The 17,678-nt window shown below is 70.7% G+C and carries 18 protein-coding genes and 1 pseudogene; 13 read left to right on the top strand and 6 right to left on the bottom strand.

Features of this window, described 5'->3' with window-relative positions; all coding sequences use genetic code 11:
• The first annotated feature begins 3 nt into the window (after positions 1-3).
• The 7 genes from AB0K52_RS18945 to AB0K52_RS18915 all read left to right on the top strand — a co-directional run bounded on the left by AB0K52_RS18945 (position 4) and on the right by AB0K52_RS18915 (position 7,819).
• Positions 4-2,544 carry a hypothetical protein gene (locus AB0K52_RS18945; protein WP_363533799.1) on the top strand — a complete coding sequence of 847 codons (2,541 nt, stop codon included), beginning with the start codon at positions 4-6 and terminating at the stop codon, positions 2,542-2,544.
• A gap of 29 nt (positions 2,545-2,573) precedes the next feature.
• Complete coding sequence (locus AB0K52_RS18940; RefSeq protein WP_363533796.1) at positions 2,574-3,272, top strand: hypothetical protein; 699 nt, start codon at positions 2,574-2,576, stop codon at positions 3,270-3,272.
• Positions 3,273-3,307: 35 nt separating this feature from the next.
• On the top strand, positions 3,308-4,132 hold the full coding sequence (locus tag AB0K52_RS18935) for a ricin-type beta-trefoil lectin domain protein (RefSeq protein ID WP_363533793.1): 825 nt from the start codon (positions 3,308-3,310) through the stop codon (positions 4,130-4,132).
• Between the two features lie 116 nt (positions 4,133-4,248).
• Positions 4,249-5,157 carry an ABC transporter ATP-binding protein gene (locus AB0K52_RS18930; RefSeq protein ID WP_363533790.1) on the top strand — a complete coding sequence of 303 codons (909 nt, stop codon included), beginning with the start codon at positions 4,249-4,251 and terminating at the stop codon, positions 5,155-5,157.
• 19 nt (positions 5,158-5,176) lie between these two features.
• Positions 5,177-5,911, top strand: a complete 735-nt coding sequence (locus AB0K52_RS18925) for an ABC transporter permease (RefSeq protein ID WP_363533787.1) — start codon at positions 5,177-5,179, stop codon at positions 5,909-5,911.
• The gene (locus AB0K52_RS18920) at positions 5,902-7,179 is read left to right on the top strand and encodes a sensor histidine kinase (RefSeq protein ID WP_363533784.1); all 1,278 of its coding nucleotides are present in this window, start codon (positions 5,902-5,904) and stop codon (positions 7,177-7,179) included. The genes AB0K52_RS18925 and AB0K52_RS18920 overlap by 10 nt, the downstream gene beginning before the upstream one ends.
• Positions 7,169-7,819, top strand: coding sequence for a response regulator transcription factor (locus AB0K52_RS18915; RefSeq protein WP_363533781.1), 651 nt, complete (start codon positions 7,169-7,171; stop codon positions 7,817-7,819). Before AB0K52_RS18920 ends, AB0K52_RS18915 begins: the two co-directional genes overlap by 11 nt.
• Here the strand turns inward: AB0K52_RS18915 and AB0K52_RS18910 are convergent.
• Positions 7,816-8,301: a cupin domain-containing protein gene (locus AB0K52_RS18910; RefSeq protein ID WP_363533778.1), complete on the bottom strand. Its 486-nt coding sequence runs from the start codon at positions 8,299-8,301 to the stop codon at positions 7,816-7,818. The two genes, AB0K52_RS18915 and AB0K52_RS18910, sit on opposite strands and share 4 nt — an antisense overlap.
• Before the next feature lie 98 nt (positions 8,302-8,399).
• Between AB0K52_RS18910 and AB0K52_RS18905 the strand changes: the two genes are divergently transcribed.
• On the top strand, positions 8,400-9,125 hold the full coding sequence (locus tag AB0K52_RS18905) for a carbon-nitrogen hydrolase family protein (RefSeq protein ID WP_363533775.1): 726 nt from the start codon (positions 8,400-8,402) through the stop codon (positions 9,123-9,125).
• Between the two features lie 24 nt (positions 9,126-9,149).
• Here AB0K52_RS18905 and AB0K52_RS18900 read toward each other — a convergent pair whose 3' ends face one another.
• A complete protein-coding gene (locus AB0K52_RS18900) occupies positions 9,150-9,488 on the bottom strand; it encodes a helix-turn-helix domain-containing protein (protein WP_363533772.1) in 339 nt (112 codons plus the stop codon).
• 141 nt (positions 9,489-9,629) lie between these two features.
• Between AB0K52_RS18900 and AB0K52_RS18895 the strand changes: the two genes are divergently transcribed.
• Both AB0K52_RS18895 and AB0K52_RS18890 read left to right on the top strand, forming a co-directional pair.
• Positions 9,630-10,448 (top strand): NAD(P)H-binding protein, encoded by an 819-nt coding sequence (locus AB0K52_RS18895; RefSeq protein ID WP_363533769.1) that lies wholly within the window; start codon positions 9,630-9,632, stop codon positions 10,446-10,448.
• 168 nt (positions 10,449-10,616) lie between these two features.
• Positions 10,617-10,739, top strand: a pseudogene (locus AB0K52_RS18890) (IS5/IS1182 family transposase); the annotation flags it as partial.
• Between the two features lie 98 nt (positions 10,740-10,837).
• Here AB0K52_RS18890 and AB0K52_RS18885 read toward each other — a convergent pair.
• Both AB0K52_RS18885 and AB0K52_RS18880 read right to left on the bottom strand, forming a co-directional pair.
• Positions 10,838-11,386, bottom strand: a complete 549-nt coding sequence (locus tag AB0K52_RS18885) for a dihydrofolate reductase family protein (protein ID WP_363533766.1) — start codon at positions 11,384-11,386, stop codon at positions 10,838-10,840.
• A 123-nt stretch (positions 11,387-11,509) separates the two neighbouring features.
• Positions 11,510-12,367 carry an SDR family oxidoreductase gene (locus AB0K52_RS18880; protein ID WP_363533763.1) on the bottom strand — a complete coding sequence of 286 codons (858 nt, stop codon included), beginning with the start codon at positions 12,365-12,367 and terminating at the stop codon, positions 11,510-11,512.
• A 110-nt stretch (positions 12,368-12,477) separates the two neighbouring features.
• Here AB0K52_RS18880 and AB0K52_RS18875 point away from each other — a divergent pair, with 110 nt between their 5' ends.
• The 3 genes from AB0K52_RS18875 to sigJ all read left to right on the top strand — a co-directional run bounded on the left by AB0K52_RS18875 (position 12,478) and on the right by sigJ (position 15,647).
• On the top strand, positions 12,478-13,089 hold the full coding sequence (locus AB0K52_RS18875) for a TetR/AcrR family transcriptional regulator (RefSeq protein WP_363533760.1): 612 nt from the start codon (positions 12,478-12,480) through the stop codon (positions 13,087-13,089).
• 421 nt (positions 13,090-13,510) lie between these two features.
• Positions 13,511-14,701, top strand: coding sequence for an FAD-dependent oxidoreductase (locus tag AB0K52_RS18870; RefSeq protein WP_363533757.1), 1,191 nt, complete (start codon positions 13,511-13,513; stop codon positions 14,699-14,701).
• A gap of 10 nt (positions 14,702-14,711) precedes the next feature.
• Positions 14,712-15,647 (top strand): RNA polymerase sigma factor SigJ, encoded by a 936-nt coding sequence (gene sigJ, locus AB0K52_RS18865; RefSeq protein WP_363533754.1) that lies wholly within the window; start codon positions 14,712-14,714, stop codon positions 15,645-15,647.
• A gap of 334 nt (positions 15,648-15,981) precedes the next feature.
• Here sigJ and AB0K52_RS18860 read toward each other — a convergent pair whose 3' ends face one another.
• Together AB0K52_RS18860 and AB0K52_RS18855 are read right to left on the bottom strand one after the other, a co-directional pair.
• Positions 15,982-16,656: an alpha/beta hydrolase gene (locus AB0K52_RS18860; protein WP_363533751.1), complete on the bottom strand. Its 675-nt coding sequence runs from the start codon at positions 16,654-16,656 to the stop codon at positions 15,982-15,984.
• Positions 16,649-17,629, bottom strand: coding sequence for an EamA family transporter (locus AB0K52_RS18855; RefSeq protein ID WP_363533748.1), 981 nt, complete (start codon positions 17,627-17,629; stop codon positions 16,649-16,651). Before AB0K52_RS18855 ends, AB0K52_RS18860 begins: the two co-directional genes overlap by 8 nt.
• Positions 17,630-17,678: the final 49 nt, after the last annotated feature.

Below are 17,678 nucleotides of genomic sequence, written 5' to 3'. Positions count from 1 at the left end.
CCAATGCCGAGCATTCCCACCGCGGCCAGCCTCAACGTCCCCGAGTCCAAAGCGGACGTGCCGTCCCTGCGCGAGGGCGCCACCGAGTTCGAGTCCAAGTCCGGCACCATCATCGGCCGCGGCGGCGACGTCATGGCCCAGATGAACGCCACCGCCGTCGAGTTCACCGAGCTCGTCTCCGAGCAGCTGCGCGCCAAGGGCGCCGAGTCGATCGAGGCCGCCCGCAAGGCCATGGAGGGCTCGGTGTGGGGCAGCGCCGTCACCGGCAAGTGGGCCGACGCCGCCGAGACCTACCAGCAGCTCGCCGCGAACTACACCGCGCTGTGGTCGGAGGCGGTGAGCAGCGGCTTCGGCGTCACCGCCGAGTCCGCCGGAGTCACCGGCGGCATGCCCGGCGATGTCGCCTCCCGCGTCATGGACAACGCGATGGCCGAGGCCGGGGCCGAGCGGCTCGCCGGCATGCAGGGCGTCGTCAACGCCGCGTACGAGACGTACAAGGCCGAGGCCAAGACCGCCGGTTCGCACCTCAAGCAGGGGCCGACCCCCGCGAACCTCAAAGCCCTCGCCGCGGGCGGCACCACCACCTGGGCGCTGTTCAACGTCTTCGGCGCCAAGGCGGGCGTCCCGCCGCTCGACGGCGCCGAAGGCAAGCGGCTCGCCGAGGCCATGGTCGACTACCTCGCGGGCAAGGACGGCGACATCCCGACCACGCTCCTGGCCAAGATCAAGGCGCTCCTGTCGCTCGGCCTGCACGCCCAGGACCTCCAGGGCCAGCCGGGCAAACGGCTCGCGCCCGAGCAGCTCGACTTCCTCGAGCAGCTGTTCAAGGGCATGGACATCCCCTGGAACGACAACGACCCCAACGCCGGGAACCTGCTGTACATGCTGCCCGCGTGGCTCAAGGACCGCGAGGTCCCGGCCGCGGACCAGTCGCTCATCCTGGGCGCGTTCGGTGGCGGCCTCCTCGCCGTCTCGAACGAGAAGCTCGGCGGCGGCTTCGGCCGCCTCCCCGAGAGTCTGCGCAACACGCTCGGCTACTACACGAAGAAAGTCGACGACTTCAGCGTCCCCGAACTGCACGACCAGCTCATCGGGCTCGCCCCGCTGCTCGGCGCGACGGACGACAAGGGCGTGGGCCTCGGCAGGCTGCAGGGCGGCAAGGAGTTCTCCGCGTCGCTCACCCTCGCCGTCTCCGACTTCTACTCCGACGTGATGGCCCGCCGCCCCGCGTACTCGGTGCCCTACACCGACCTCGAGCAGTACGTGCCCGACCTGCTGGGCGCGAGTACCCGCAACCACGAGGCGAACTACGAGCTCCTCACCGGCGGGTTCCAGCACCCCGACCTGGGCAAGGACACCCCGGAGTACCTGGTGCGCAGCCTGTTCGGGCACCAGTGGAAGGACGAGGGCAAGGCCGCGGCGGGGCTCATCGACTGGATCGGCACCGACGCCGGCTCGAAAGACAAGGCCACAGTGGACCGCGCCACCGAGGCCGCGTACGCGCTCTTCACCACCGTCACCGACCGCGACAACGCCTCCGGGATCTGGAAGGAGTCGGCGTACGACTTCTTCACCGACTCCTACGGCAAGATCGGCAGCTTCGAGAAGGCCCCCCTCGGGGCCGCGAACGGCGCGATCACGTACTCGATGGCCAAGGCCGCCGTCCCCTACCTCGACTACTTCGCCGAGACCGACACCGGCGGCAAGGACCGCCTGTTCATGTCGCAGGACCCCAGGGCCGCCGACATGTACCTCTCGCAGCAGACCCGCGAGGACTTCGTCGAGCTCATCATGGGCGGCGACACCTCCCGCGACAAGTTCGGCGCCGAGGTCTACCGCAATGTCCTCCTCGACGCCCACTACGCCGACAGCTGGAAGGACACCGAGGAGGCGAACGACGAGGCCATGCGCACCGGCCGCCTCATGGGTTTGCTCGACACCGGCTTCCAGCGCGTCTTCGACGACGCCAATGTGGACGCGAATGCGAAGACGTCCGAGTCGACGCAGCACGCGAACTGGGCGCGCGCCGGCGCGGCCGCCGTCAAGGAGGTCGTCACCGAGCTGCCGTTCGTGCGCGGCCTCGGCCGCGGCACGCAGCAGATCATCAGGCAGGTCGCCGAGAGCTTCAAATGGACGCCGGGCGTCTCGCAGTCGTACGACCTCATCTGGGAGAAGGGCGTCGCGCCCAAGCCCGAGGACTTCGACCGCAAGGGCGACCCCAGCTACGAGCAGTTCAACTTCGCGGTGACCCACACCGTCGTCGAGCAGCAGCTCAAGGACGCGAACTCGGGGCTGACGATCGAGGACGTCCGGAAGGCCGACGCCCGCCTGGTCGAGCAGGACGCGAAAGGCAAGTGGCAGCTGCGGTCCGCCGACGAGCTGATGAAGCTCCACGAGCCGTCCGGCAAGGCCGCCGACAAGGGCATGTACACCTACAGCGACGCCGAGCGCCAGCTCCACCGCCTGCTCGAAGAGAAGCTGAAGACGAAGGTGGACAAGTTCAACGACACCTTCAACAACCAGCGCAAGGACACCGGGTCCTAGCACCCCGCCCACTATGCAATGAGGACGCCTTGACCCCGACTGATTCGCGCACCCCCCAGCGCGATCTGCCCGACCGCATCCAGCACGGCCTCGAAGGACTCCGCGACCGCATCGGGGCGAACAAGGCCGTGGCCGCGACGGCCGCAGTCGTCGCGGTCGTGCTCCTCGTCGCCATCGTCGCCGCCGTCATCGCCTCCACCGGCGGCGGCGACGATGGGACGCCGGCTGCGGCCGAGTCCTCTTCGGCGGCAGCGGAAGACCAGGTCGCGCCGACCCTGCCCGCCGACGGCGCGTACCTCGCGCGCCAGGAGGCCACGGGGCTGTGCGTCACCAACGGCCCCGAGCCGGGCAACCCCGATCGCAGCGTCATGGTCCTCGGCGACTGCGCCGCGACCTACCCGGCCGGGCTCGCGTTCGCGTCGCAGGGCGCGGGCGTGTACACCGTCGGCCTCGACTTCGCCGCGGACGGATGGCAGGCCTGCTGGGGCGCGGACGAACCGGCCGACGAGGCCGGGTACCTCACCGCCGGGCAGGACTGCGCCGACACCGATCTGCAGCGGTTCGAGCTCGCCGGGGTCGGCGCCGACTCCTACACGATCGCCGTCGTCGCCTCCGGACTCTGCCTGGGGCTCTTGGAGGACGCGGCCGCCGAGGCGGGCGCGGCCCTCGCCACCGCCCCGTGCGACCCCGACGACCCGACCCAGCGGTTCGCGCTGCTGGTCCCCTGACCCGAACCCTGCACCACTCCTCAAAGGACCCTTCGGTGGCACAACGTGATCCGCGCGTCCCCCGGCACTCGGCCGGGACGGACCTGCCCGCGAGGCTCCGCGAATTCGCGGAGCAGGCCCGGCTGCGCCTGGGCTCCAACCAGGCCATGGCCGGCGTCGCCGCCGTCGTCGCGCTCGTCCTGACCGTCGCCGTCGTCGCCGCGGTCATGGCCGCCGGGGGCGGCGAGGACGACCCCGAGCCCGCCGCCGCGACGGAGGCGGCAGCGACCTCGGTGGCCGCGACTTCGACGCCCTCCGCGTCGCCCTCGCCCAGCCCGAGCCCTTCGGCCACACCGAGCGCCGAGCCGTCCGCCGAGGACGAACCGGAGGAGCCGGCCGAGACGACCGAGACGACCGAGGCCGCCCCGCCTCCCCCCGCCTACCCCGATGACGGCTGGTACCAGGTGAAGCAGGAGGCCAGCGGGTTGTGCCTGAGCACCGGCCCCGAGCCGGGCAACGAGGGCCGCACCGTCGTCGTACTCGCCGGGTGCGGCTCGGCCCACCCGTCCACGATCCAGGTCGTGGCCTGGGACGAGGGCGTGTACGTCTTCAACCTGCACTTCGCCGACTGGAGCGCGTGCATGGGCGCCGACGCCCCCGCCGACCAGGAGGGGTACCTCATGGCCGCGTACGGGTGCGAGTTCACCGAGACCCAGTTCTGGGAGCTCGAGCCGCAGGGCGGCGGCGTCTACACGATCGCCACCAGCGCCTCGGGGATGTGCGTCGGGATGCTCGAGGGCCGCTCCTCGAGTGCGGGCGAGCCGACCGCCACCGACTCGTGCGACGCCGGGGACGCGACCCAGCGGTTCACCCTGACCTGATGAGGGATCAACCGATCGGTTGATCCCCGGGATCAACCGGCGGCTCCGACGCGCGGTCGATGCCGCGCCGCCCCGATCTTGCGAGTGTTGACGTTACACGAAGCAAGGAGGCGGCGATGGCGATCATCGAAGTAGAGGACCTGGTCAAGACGTACGGCGATCACCGTGCGGTGGACGGGATCTCGTTCGAGGTGGGCGAAGGCGAGATCTTCGGCATCCTCGGCCCCAACGGGGCGGGCAAGACGACCACAGTGGAGTGCGTCGAGGGTCTGCGGTCCCGCGACGGCGGCAGCGTCAAAGTGATGGGGCTCGACCCCGAGAAGGACGGCGCGGAGCTCAAGCAGGTGCTGGGCATCCAGCTGCAGCAGTCCCGCCTGCCCGACCGCATCCGCGTCGGCGAGGCCCTGGACCTGTACGGGTCGTTCTACCGGCAGCGCGCGGACACCGACCGGCTCATCGAGAAGCTGGGCCTGGGCGGCAAGCGCAAGACGCCGTTCGGGAAGCTCTCCGGCGGCCAGCAGCAGCGCCTGTCGATCGCGCTCGCGCTCGTCGGCAGCCCGCGCGTGGCCGTCCTCGACGAACTGACCACCGGCCTCGACCCGCAGGCGCGGCGCGACACGTGGGACCTCATCGAGCAGGTGCGGAACTCCGGGGTCACGATCATCCTGGTCACCCACTTCATGGACGAGGCCGAGCGGCTGTGCGACCGCATCGCCGTGGTCGACTCCGGGCGGATCGTCGCCCTCGACACCCCCGCCGGGCTCACCGCCCGCGTCAGCGAGGAGCAGCGGGTGCGGTTCCGGCCCTCCGCCGAGTTCGCCGACGCGCTCCTGCTCGACCTGCCCGAGGTCGCCCGCGTCGAGCGCCACGGCGCGCACGTGGTCGTCACCGGCGGCGAGAACCTCCTCCAAGCCGTCGTGTCCGTCCTGGCGCGCAACCAGATCGTGGCCGCGGACCTGCGGGTCGAACAGGTCAGCCTCGACGACGCGTTCGTGGCCCTCACCGGCAAGTCCCTCGAGCACTAAGCCCCGCAAGGAGAACCAGATGTCCGCTCTCGGCAAACTCATCCAGATCGAAGCCCGCCTGTTCGTGCGCGACCCCATGACGTTCGTCGTCGGGCTGCTCCTGCCCACCGTGGTCCTGCTCGGCCTCGGCGCCATCCCGATGCTCCGCGAACCCTCCGAGGACATGGGCGGGCAGCGGTTCATCGACTACTTCGCGCCCTCCGTCATCGTGATGGCCGTCGGCGTCATCGGCCTCACCAACCTTCCGGCGGTCCTGGCGGCCTACCGCGAGCAGGGCGTGCTGCGCCGCATGCGCACCACCCCCGTCCACCCGATCAAGCTCCTGGTCGCGCAGCTCGTGGTGAACCTCGGGGCGTCGCTGCTGTCGGCCGCGCTCGTCGTCGCCGCCGGGAACCTCGTGTACGGGGTGCCGCTCCCGAAGCACGCCTGGGGGTTCGCGATCGCGTTCGTCCTCGGCATCACCGCGGTCTTCGCCCTCGGTATGCTGGTGGCGGCCTTGGCGCCCACCGCCCGGGCCGCCACCGGGCTCTCGACGGTCCTGTTCATGCTGGCCATGTTCTTCGGCGGCGTGTACCTCCCCCGGTTCATGCTGCCGGACGCGATCGCCCGAGTCGGCGACTTCGTGCCCCCGGGCGTGCAGTCGCTGCTCGACGCCTGGACCGGCACGGCCCCCGCCGTGATCCCCCTGGCGGTCATGGCCGCCACCGCGGTCGCCGCCGGAGCGGTCGCGGCCCGAATCTTCAAGTGGGAGTAGCAGTCATGGAGCCGGTGGCGTACACCCCCGAGGAGCTGTCCGAACGGCACTCCAAGATCGAGTCCATGTACCACCGGCTCCTCGACTGGCTGCCGTACGCGACGCTCGCGGCCAGCGCGGCGCTGAGCCTCGTCATCAACCCGCGGCCGCTGGACCAGCAGCTCCCCACGCTGGGCCTGGCGGCCGCGGCCGCCGCGTGGGTGTACTTCGCCTACACCCGCCTCCCGTCGAAGACCGAGTCCTCCGACGCGCGGCTCGCCCTGCACCTGTTCGTGATGCTCGGGTTCGGCGCGGCGCTGATGATCCGCGACATGCTGTACTTCATCTTCGTGATCACCGGGTTCTTCCACGCCGGGTACTTCAAGTCGATGGGCATGCTCACGGCCGGGATCGGCGCGACCTCCCTCGTGGTCAACTCCAGCATCGTCACCGCCGACCCCGACGCCCAGGCGATCGCGATGTACACGATCGTCGTCATCGTCCAGACCGGCGCCATCAGCTCCGGGTTCCTGCTCAACGAGCGGCTGGTCCGGCTGCGCACGCAGCGCGAGGAGGCGATTCTCGCCCGCGAGGCGGCCCTGGAGGAGAACGCCGGCCTCCACATGCAACTGCTCACGCAGGCAAGGGAAGCGGGCGTGCTCGACGAGCGGCAGCGCATGGCCCGCGAGATCCACGACACCGTCGCGCAGGGCCTGGCCGGGATCATCGCGCAGCTCCACGCCGCCGACGGCACCGACGACGAGGCCCAGCGCCGCCGCCACCTCGACAGCGCCGTGGAGCTCGCCCGCGACAGCCTCGCCGAGGCGCGCCGCACCGTCCAGGCCATCGGACCGCCCACACTGGACTCGGCGCAGCTGCCCGAGGCGCTGGCGGAGGTCTCCGCGAAGTGGTCGAAGGCGCACGCGGTGCCGGTGGAGCTGACCACGACCGGGGACGCGAAGCCGATGCACCCCGAGATCGAGGTGACGCTCCTGCGCGTCACCCAGGAGGCGCTGCAGAACGCCGCCAAGCACAGCCGGGCCGGCCGGGTCGGCATCACCCTTTCCTACATGGAGGACCAGTTGGCGCTCGACGTGCGCGACGACGGCATCGGCTTCGAGCCGGCGAAGACGAAGGCCTCCAAGGAGCACGGGTACGGGCTGGCCGCGATGCGCCAGCGCGTGTCCCGCCTCGCCGGGAGCCTCTCGATCGAGTCCGAGCCGGGCGCGGGGACCGTCGTCTCGGCGATCGTCCCGGCGGTGCCGCAGGCGGTGGCCGATGCCGCCTGAACCGATCCGCGTGCTCATCGCCGACGACCACCCGGTGGTGCGCGACGGCCTGCGCGGCATGTTCGACCGGGCCGAGGACATCGAGGTCGTGGGCGAGGCCGCGGACGGCCGCGAAGCCGTCGACCGGGCGCTCGCCCTGGGCCCCGACGTGGTGCTCATGGACCTGCGGATGCCCGGAACCGACGGCGTGACGGCGATCCGGGAGCTGGCCGCGCGCGGCGCGGCCGCGAAGGTGCTGGTGCTGACCACGTACGACACCGATTCCGACGTGCTGCCGGCGATCGAGGCGGGCGCGGCCGGGTACCTGCTCAAGGACGCCTCGCCCGCGGAGCTGCAGCGCGCCATCCGGACCGCGCACGAGGGCGGCACGGTGCTCGCGCCGTCCGTGGCGTCGCTGCTGATGGCGCAGGTGCGCCGGCCCGCGCCGAGCACCGGCCCGCTGAGCGAGCGGGAGCTGGAGGTGCTGGCGCTGATCGCGAAGGGCCGCAGCAACAGGGAAGCGGCGGCCGAGCTGTTCATCAGCGAGGCGACGGTGAAGACGCACCTGATGCACGTCTACGCGAAGCTCGAGGTGAACGACCGGGCCGCCGCGGTGGCGGCCGCGTACGAGCGGGGGCTGCTGCAGGCGAGGGGCCGCTAGGCCTCTTCGACCCAGTAGTTGTCGTGCTCGATGAAGAACGCGGCGCGCTCCTCCTCGGTCATCTCCCCGATCGTCGCGAGCCCTTCGAAGTAGGGTTCGCGGACGGCGCCGGGGGTGAAGAGCAGGAGCATCGAGGCGGGCTCGTCGGTGTCGTTGCGGAAGCCGTGGAGGCCGCCCTGGGGGACGTACACGAAGTCGCCCTTGCTCATCGGGGCCCACTCGTTGCCGTTGTAGATGGTGATGGTGCCGTCGAGGATGTAGAAGGACTCCGAGATGGTCTTGTGGTAGTGCGCGCCGGGGCCGCCCTTCTTGGGGCCCATGTTCCAGCGGTAGAGGCCGAACTCGCCGCCGGTGGCCGCGCCCTTGGCGAGGTAGTCGGCATGGCCGTTGTCGAAGAGGATGTCGGCGGGCGAATCGCCCCGGCGGACGACGGCGCTGGCTTCTCCGGTGTCGCCGAAGTACTTCGGCTCGGGGTAGGACATCGAAGGTCTCCTTCTCATCACGGTGGGTTCTTGGAGCCTACTGCCGCCCGTGACGCGGTCTTTGGGGAGGAGGGCGGCGGCCGGATACGCTCGCTGGCATGCACCTCGCGCCTTTGACCGTCGCCGCCGCGCAGCCCGATCTGCGTCCGGGCGACCTTGCGTTCAACGCCCGCGCGCACGCCGAGGCGGTCCGCTCGGCGGCGGCCCGGCTGGTGGTGTTCCCGGAGCTGTCGCTGTCGTCGTACGCGATGGCCGCTCCGGCTGTGGCCGTTGCCGATCCGGCCCTGGAGTCGATCGTGGAAGCGTGCGCCGAGACCGGCTCGGTCGCGCTCGCGGGCGCGCCGCTGCGCGAGGGCGGCGCGGAGTTCATCGCGATGCTGCGCATCGACGGCTCGGGCGCGGCGGTCGCGTACCGGAAGATGCACCCCGACGAAGAGGAAGCGCGGCGCTTCCGGGCGGCGTGCGATCCGGTGGTGCTGGAACTGGACGGGTGGCGGCTCGGCCTGGCGATCTGCCGCGACACGATGATGTTCGAGCACGCCCCGGCCACCGCGGAGTTCGCGAAGCGGTCGGGGCTCGGCGGGATCGACGCGTACGTGGCGGGCTCGCTGTACACCCCGCAGGGACTCGTGCGGCGGGACAAGCGGATGCCGCAGCTCGCGCGCGGCTACGGCATGTGGGTCGTGCAGGCGTGCTTCGCGGGGCCGGGCAGCGACTACCCGGAGGCCGTGGGCAACTCGGCGGTCTGGGCGCCGGACGGGACGGTCGCGGCGCGAGCCGACGAGCGGCCGGGCCGGATCGTCAAGGCGGAACTGCGCCTGTAGGAGGCGCGGCAGCGGAGCCCGCGGCTAGGCTTCGGCCTTCGCGCGAGCGTCCATGATGGTCTCCGCGTTGCTGCGGATCCAGTCGAACATGCCGCCGAGCTGCGTGGCGGTGCCTTCGCCGAGTTCGGTGAGGCCGTAAGTGACCTGGGGCGGGACGGTCGGCTCCACATGCCGCCACACGAGGCCGTCGCCCACGAGGTTCTTGAGGGTCTGCGAGAGCATCTTCTCGCTCACGCCTTCGACCCGTTCGCGCAGTTCGAAGAAGCGCAGCTCGCCGTCGTTGAGGGCGAGCAGCACCCAGATGCCCCAGCGGCTGGTGATGTGGTCGAGCACCTGCACGGCCGGGCACTGGCGGTGAAACACCTCACGTTCCCCGCGAGTGCTGGGCCAGGGCACCTGATTTCCTACGAGCACGACATGAGCTTACTTCGAAGTGCGTCCTTCCGGAACCGTCGCAACGCTCCTAGCTTTGGCTCCACCACCGATTCAAGGAGCAACGCCATCATGATCACCGTCACCGGAGCCACCGGCAACGTCGGCCGCCCGCTCGTCGAGCTGCTCGTCGCGGCCGGCGAGAAGGTCAACACCGTCGCCCGCGGCGAAGCCGAGACCACGGAACATGTGACACATTACCGAGGCGACCTGTCCGAACCGGCCGCGCTGAAGCCCGCCTTCGAAGGATCCGACGCGCTCTTCCTGCTGACCGCCGCCGACTTCATCGTCAACGGCGACATGGACGCCGTCATGGAGGCCGCGAAGGCGAGCGGCGTCCGCCGGGTCGTCCTGCTCTCCTCCCAGGGTGTCGGCACGGGACGCCACCTCGGCGACCTGGAGGCGTCCGTGCGGCAGTCCGGTCTGGAGTGGACGATGCTGCGCCCGGGCAACTTCGCCTCCAACGCATACGGGTGGGCCGAATCGGTCCGCACCCGCCGCGTGGTCGAAGCACCGTTCGGCGACACCGCCCTCCCCGCGATCGACCCCGCCGACATCGCCGCCGTCGCCGATCTCGCCCTGCGCGAGCCCGGCCACCACGGCCAGTCCTACACACTGACCGGCCCGGCCCCGATCGCCCCCCGGCAGCAGGCCGCCGCGATCGCCGAAGCCGTGGGCGAACCGGTCGGCTTCACGGAACTGACCCGCGACGAGGCCCGCGCCCGGATGCTCGGCTTCATGCCCGAGCGGGTCGTGGAGGCCACGCTCAGCGTCCTGGGCGATCCCTCCCCCGCCGAGCAGGCGCCGAGCCCCGACGTCGAACGCCTCCTCGGCCGCCCGGCGACCTCGTTCGCCGCGTGGGCGAAGCGGAACGCCGCCGCGTTCCGCTGAGGACCCGTGAGTCTTTCGTTTCTGGTGCGTTGAAGTCGCCGCGGCGGCGGCGCGGTCACGGCCCACGGGTCGTCGATGGCGACCTGTGGGCCCGGATCGAGCCGCTGCCGCCGATCCACGACCGACGGACGGGACACCCGGTCGCAGGCACCTGGACGACTATGGTTCGACTGCTACCGGCGGGCGCTGCGCGCCAAGAGGATCGGCACGCGGATCGCCCGCCGGGGCACACTGCACGGGTCCGGACTCGGGGCCACGCGCCATGTCGTGGAGCAGACGATAGCGCTAATCGCATTTCGCGCCCGGCTTGACGGTCGATGTCGGCGCAGGACGCTTGAGATGTTCTGCGCCTGGCCGCAGCCGCGCTGGGGCGGCCATCGCGGTCGTGATCAGGCCGTACCGCCATGGGTGTAGGCCAGGACGATGACGCCCGAGGCGAAGGTCGTGGTCTTGATCAACTTGAGGTGGGTGGTGTCGAGGCCGTCCAGGAGGCGCTCGCCGCGGCCGGCGATGGTGGGGTACATCCAGAAGTGGTACTCGTCGACGAGCTTGTGCTCCATCAGAGTCCGATCCAGTTCACCGGTGCCGAACTTCAGGATGTTCTGGCCGGGCTGCTCCTTGAGCCCGGCTACCTCCTTGGCGACATCGCCTTCAAGGACGGTGGCGTTCCAGGTGGTCTCGGTGAGGGTTCGGGAGGCGACATACTTGGGCAGGCTGTTCATCCGGACCGCGTACTCGCCCTCGACCGCCCCCATGCGCGGCCAGACCCTGGCGAAGTCTTCATAGGTCCGCCGCCCCAGCAGCAACGCATCGGAGGCGAACAGCAGGTCACGGGCGTATCCGGCGTATTCCTCGTCGAAGTAGGGGCGACCCCATTTCTCTGGCGCGGAGATGGCCCCGTCCAGCGTCACAAACGTCGACTCGATGAGCTTCCTCATTACTGGTCCTTTCATAGCTGGCTGGTTGGTGCTTCCGGATGCGGCCAGGAGCCGCATAGGTCGATTTCGGTTCAGCGGGTCGGGTGCCACCTGTACTCAGCGCGTACGGGTTTCCAGTGATGATCAGGCGATCTGCTCCGGGGCGGGGACGGCGTGCTCGGCGGCCCGACTGACCTGCTCCCAGCTCTCCCAGGCCGCCATCCGCTGCCGGGAGATATCGAAGGCGAGGTCGTAGACCATGCTGCCGAGCAGCAGCCGCGGTGGCGGGTTGTCGCTGTCCACCAGCTTCAGCATCGCCGCGGCCGCCAGCTCGGGTTTGCTGTCGATCGACCCCTCCGCCCATTGCCTGGCGAGCTCCTCGCGGAGCGGGCCGTACGGCTCCAGTGGGGCTGTCGAGGTCATGCTGGTGTACAGGTCGGTCCAGTAGCCGCCGGGCTGGACGATGGTGACTTTGACGCCGAACGCCGCGGCCTCCATCGCCAGCGCCTCGCTCATGCCCTCCAGCGCGAACTTGCTCGCGCTGTACATCCCGGTGGTCGGGAAGCCGCCGAGACCGGCGATGCTGGAGACCTGCACGATGTGCCCGCCGTTCTGGTCGCGAAGGTGCGGCAGGGCGGCCTGGCAGACCCACAGCGCGCCGAACAGGTTGACCTCCATTTGGGAGCGTGCCTCGGCCTCGGTGAACTCCTCGACCATGCCCGACGACATCGTCCCGGCGTTGTTGACCACGATGTCCAGCCGTCCGAAACGCTCAACCGCGGAGGACACGGCGGCCATCACTGCGGCCCGGTCAGTCACGTCCAGGTTCAGCGTGAGCGTCCGATCGGCGTGGCGCTGGTCAAAGTGATCCCGGGTGATGCTCCGGGCGGCGGCCACCACCTGGTCACCGCGTTCCAATGCGGCCACGGCGAACGCGTGGCCCAGGCCGCGACTGGCGCCGGTGATGAACCAGGTTCGCGGGGTGGCGGGTGTTGTGCGCATCGAAATCTCCCTCAGTAGAGACGAACCGTCTCGTCTCGATTGAATACTACGGCCACCTCGCTCGCATTGTCAAGACGGGACGTCTCGTCTTTGTTTGCTAGGCTGCGGGCATGATGACGCAGCGTCCGTCGCCGGCGAGCGCGGCCCGCCGCAGCGAGGCCTCTCGGCGGGCCATCCTCACCGCGGCGTTCGAACTGGCCCAGGAAGTGGGATACGCCAAGCTGAGCATCGAGGGCATCGCCGCGCGAGCCGGTGTCGGCAAGCAGACCATCTACCGCTGGTGGCCATCGAAGGGCGCGGTGCTCTTCGACGCCTTCCTCATGCTCAGCGAAGGCGAGGACGGCCAGCCCGCGGCGCTGCCCGACACCGGCGATCTGCAGGCCGACCTGACCACAGTGCTGCGTGCCACGGTCGCGGAACTGAACGATCCACGCTACGACGCGCCCATGCGGGCGCTGGCCACCGAGATCGCGCACGATCCGAAGTTGGCCGCCGATTACGCCGAGCGACTGGACCGGCCGCTGAGGCAGATCAAGCTGGAGCGGCTGCGCAGCGCGCAGCGGGCTGGACAACTCGCCGAAGACCTCGACCTCGATGTGGCAGTGGACATGGTGTGGGGTCCGGTGCTCAACCGCTGGCTGCAGCGCAGCGGGCCTCTCACCATCGAGTACGTCGACAGCGTCGTCACGACCGCCCTCAACGGGTTGCGTCACCGCCCTTAGGCGATCCAGGGCGGGGTGCCATGACCGGCACCGTCCGGAGTGCGCGCGCGTGCGGTACCCGCAGCGGTGACCGTGGCGGCGTGCAACGCACCAGAACCGAAAAATACGGGATCCAAGGCGGACATGCCATCGGTCGTCGCGGTCCTCCGAGACCGACACAACGCCGCCGCGCTCGCGCTGGCGTCCGGCCAACGCAAGCGCGGCGGCGCTCCGCCGAGTCCCGGCCACCTCCGCCCCGTCCCGTTCGTCATAGAAGAGCCATCGCTCGCGACGGGCGGGAACCGGGACTTTCTCCGACAGTGACCCACGACATAGCTCGCTCCTGTCATGGATTCGGCGGCTGCCCCGTTCAGAGGGCATCACCGCGCTGGAAGCACGAACGCGACCAGCGGGGAACAGCGAACCAGACAGGAGCGAGACCATGCAGCACCGCATCATCGTCCTCGGCGCGGGGTACGCCGGCACCTTCGCGGCCGGCTACCTCGCGCGGCACCTCCACCCGGCCGATTTCCAGGTCACGGTCGTCAACGCCGAACCCGACTTCGTCGAGCGCTTCCGCCTCCACCAGGTCGCCGCCGGGCAGACGCTCAAGCACCGGCCGCTCGCGAAGATCTTCGCGGGCACCGGCGCCGAGGTCGCGATCGCGCGCGTCACCGCCGTCGACGCCGACCACCGGACCGTCACCGTCGACGGCGGCCGCGGCCCCGAACTGCTCGAGTACGACACCCTCGTCTACGCGCTCGGCAGCACCGCCGCCCACCACGACGTGCCCGGCGTCGGCGAGCACGCCCACCACATCACCTCCCGCACCGCCGCCGTCCGCCTCAGCGAACGGCTCGACGCCTTGGGCGGCAAGGGAACCGTGCTCGTCGTCGGCGGGAACCTGACCGCGATCGAAGGCGCGACCGAACTCGCCGAATCCCACCCCGGCCTCAAGGTCGTGCTCACCACCAGCGGCGAACTGGGCGGCTGGCTCGCCCCCAAGTCCCGCGCCCACCTGCTGCGCGCGTTCGACCGGCTCGGCATCGAGGTCCACGAGCGCACCCGGATCGCCCGCGTCGAGGCCGGCGGCGCCATCGCGGCCGACGGCTCCTTCCATGCCGCCGACGCGACCGTGTGGGCCGCGGGCTTCGCCGTCCACCCGATCGCCGCCGCCTCCGGCCTCGCCGTCGAACCGAACGGCCAGATCACCGTCGACCGCCAGATGCGCTCGGTCTCCCACCCCGGCGTCTACGCCGCAGGCGACGCCGCGTTCGTCATCGGCGAGAACGGCCGGCCGCTCCCGATGTCGTGCGCCTCGGCCGGATTCACCAGCCAGCAGGCCACCGCCGCGATCATCGGCGACCTCACCGGCGGGAAGGTCAAGCGCACCGGACTCGTCTACGTGGGCAACCACATCAGCCTCGGACGACGGGACGGCATCCTCCAGGTCGTCGACGGCGACGTGCGCTCGCGCTACGCCGTGACCGGCCGCCCCGCCGCGCGCGTCAAGGAGCTCATCCTCAAGACCGCCACTTGGGGCGTCGCGAACCCGACCGCGAAGCTCCCGGCCCGCAGCCACCACATGGCGGCCGACGCCGAAGTCCGCCGCACCGAGGCGGTGCCCGCTTAGAGTGGCGGTCATGGACTTCGCCACCGTCGCGCGCTTCGAAGCCGGCCGACCCAGGCTGGCCTCGCTGGCGTACCGCCTGCTCGGCTCGGCGGCCGACGCCGAGGACGTGGTGCAGGACGCGTTCTTGCGCTGGCAGGCGGCCGATCGCGAACTGATCGAGGTGCCCGAGGCGTGGCTGACCAAAGTGGTCACGAACCTGGCGCTCGACCGACTCCGGTCGGCGCGGGTGCGGCGCGAGCGGGCCGTCGGCGCGTGGCTGCCCGAGCCGCTGCTCGACGGCGACCCGATGCTCGGCCCGGCCGAGACCGCCGAGCAGCGCGAATCGGTGTCCGTCGCGATGCTCATGCTCTTGGAGCGGCTGCCGCCGATCGAACGGGCCGTATACGTCCTGCGCGAGGCTTTCAGCTACAGCCACAGGGAGATCGCCGAACTCCTGGACATCTCCGAGACGGCCAGCCAGCAGCACGCCCTGCGTGCCAGGCGGCACGTGTCGGCCGGACGCAACGCCGGGGAGGTCGACCGCGACACGGCGCGCCGCATCGTCGAGGCCTTTGTGGAGGCTGCCGCTTCTGGCGAGACGGAGCGGTTGGTCGCGTTGCTGACCGAGGACGCCACGGCCGTGTCGGACGGCGCCGGGCTCATGGGGCGGCCTTGGTTCGAGACGGTGCCGACGCGCATCGCCGCGACATTCCGCGCGGCATTCAAGCCGACCCCCGCGAAGCGCAAGTTCGCGGGCGGCAGCCCGTCGATCCACGCCGGGATCGTCAACGGCGCGCCCGCGATGATCGCGGTCGTCGACGACCGGGTGGCGGGTGTGGTGGTCCTCCATCAGCGCGACGGCAAGATCGCGGCACTCCACGGCATCGCGAACAGGGATTCGCTCACCCGCGCCACCGAGCTGTGGCGGCGCAGCGAGCATGAAGCCCCGCTCATCGCCAGCTGGTAGCCGACGCTCATCGCGAACCCGAACGCCCGTGCCGGCTCACCCATCCGGCCGCACAGCCCGGATCGCGCGGATCGATTCGCGCAGCGGTTCGCTGAGCGGTTCACGCAGTCCGGTCCGCGCAGCGGTTCGCGCGCCGCGGTCGGCGCGGCGCGGTCCACGCCGTGGGTCGCATCATTTGATCGAGTGAACCTCGGTCGGGCAAGCGCACTCGAGGCCGATTCCTGTCGGACCCGGATGCGACGATCGCGGGACTTCCCTTCCCCTCTCGGGAGGGTGGGGGTTGGGGACGGCCAACGAGCGCCATGTGACACGCGGACCGACAACGGCCCCGGGATCAGCGGCCGCCTTCCGGAAGCTCGGTCCAGTACCGGTGCAGCCGTTCGGCGAGTTCGCGCGGGCGCGCGAGGGCGATCATGTGGCCGCCGTCGATCTCGTCGGGCGCGAAGCCGAGCCGGTCGCGGACCACGCCGCGCATGAACGCGGGCGGGAAGAACAGGTCGTCGCGGCACAGCAGGAACCGCGTCGGGACCTCGGGCCAGGCCTTGAGCGGCGACGGCTCGCCGTCGCGCTCCCCGGTCTGCTCGCGACCGCGCGCGGTGCACTCCTCGGCCAGCTCGGCGGGCACCCCGTTGTGGAACGCGTCTTCCGCCTCGGGGAACTGGAGGTCGCTGAAGCCGGTCGCGGCCCACCAGTCGTTCGGCGGCTCGCCCGGCGCCGGCACCATCGCGGTCACGAGCACCAGCAGCTCGGAATCGACGCGGGAGCACACGATCGGGGCCACGAGCCCGCCCCACGAATGCGCGACCACCGCGAGGTTCGACCGGCCTTCGCAGGCCGCCACGACCGCGTCGGCGTACTCGGAGACGCCGTTCGCGGCGTCCTCAAGCGGCAGGTCGACGGCGATCACCTCGTGGCCGAACTCCCGCAGGACCGGTTCCACCAGATGCCAGTCCCAGCTCGTGCTGCCACCGCCGTGGATCAGTACGAACGTCGCGGCCCCGTCAGCCATGGTCGGGCTCCTTCACACTCGATGTCTTCCGTTGCGGGCGTTCGGTGCTCACCACGAGCACGACAGCGGCGACGACGATCGCGCCGCCGGCGACGATCGGCACGGTCACCGCCTCTGACAGCACCAGCCAGCCGAGCAGCACCGCCACCAGCGGGTTCACGTACGCGTAGGTCGCGACCAGCGAGATGTTCGCCGCCTGCAGCAGCCACACGTACGCCGAGAACGCGACGACCGACCCGAACACCACCAGGTATACCCAGGCGCCCCACGCCCGCAACGAGTAGTCGGCGGGCGCGAACCGCTCGCCTCCGGCGAAACCGACTGCCAGCAGGAGCGCACCGCCGATCGCCATCTCGTAGACGGCCGCGACGAACGCGTCCTTCGGCATCCGCAGCCGCGGCTGGAGCCACGACCCGAACGCCCACGACGCCGACGAGAACAGCACCAGCAGCAGCGCCCAGAACGGGAAGTCACCGCCGATGCCGTTGGCGGCCAGCAGCAGCGCGAGTCCGGCGAAGCCCATGAGCACCCCGGCGACGGTCGTCCGCTTCGGACGTTCCCCGGCCACGACCCGGTAGAAGAGGACCCACAGCGGCACCGCCGCGATCAGAAGCGCCACCAGGCCCGAAGGCGCGCCGCCGCTCTCGGCGATGGTCACGAGGCCCTGCCCGAGGACGGGCAGGAGCAGGCCGATGAGCGCGCACGACCACACTTCGGCGCGGGTCAGCGCGAGCCGCCCCAGCCCGCCGCGCGCCATCAGGATCACCCCGAGAATCAGTGCGGCGCAGAGGAAGCGGCCACCGGCCGCGAGCATCGGCGGCATGTCCTCGACCATGATCCTGATCCCGAGGTAGGTCGACCCCCACACGACGTAGACGATGGCGAGCGCGACCACGACGAGGACGGGCCGCGACGGCATCAGACGCCGCGACCTTCCACCGGACCCCGGCTCGACTGCTGTTGCTGCGGTCATGCCATCACGGTAGGCGTCAACGGCGACTATGGAAAGCGAAAAGCCTCCG

It is taken from the genome of Glycomyces sp. NPDC049804 (assembly GCF_040674615.1).
Classification (GTDB): domain Bacteria; phylum Actinomycetota; class Actinomycetes; order Mycobacteriales; family Micromonosporaceae; genus Glycomyces; species Glycomyces niveus.
Note: the sequence above shows the minus strand (reverse complement) of the source record. Positions and strands in the feature narration are given on the sequence as shown.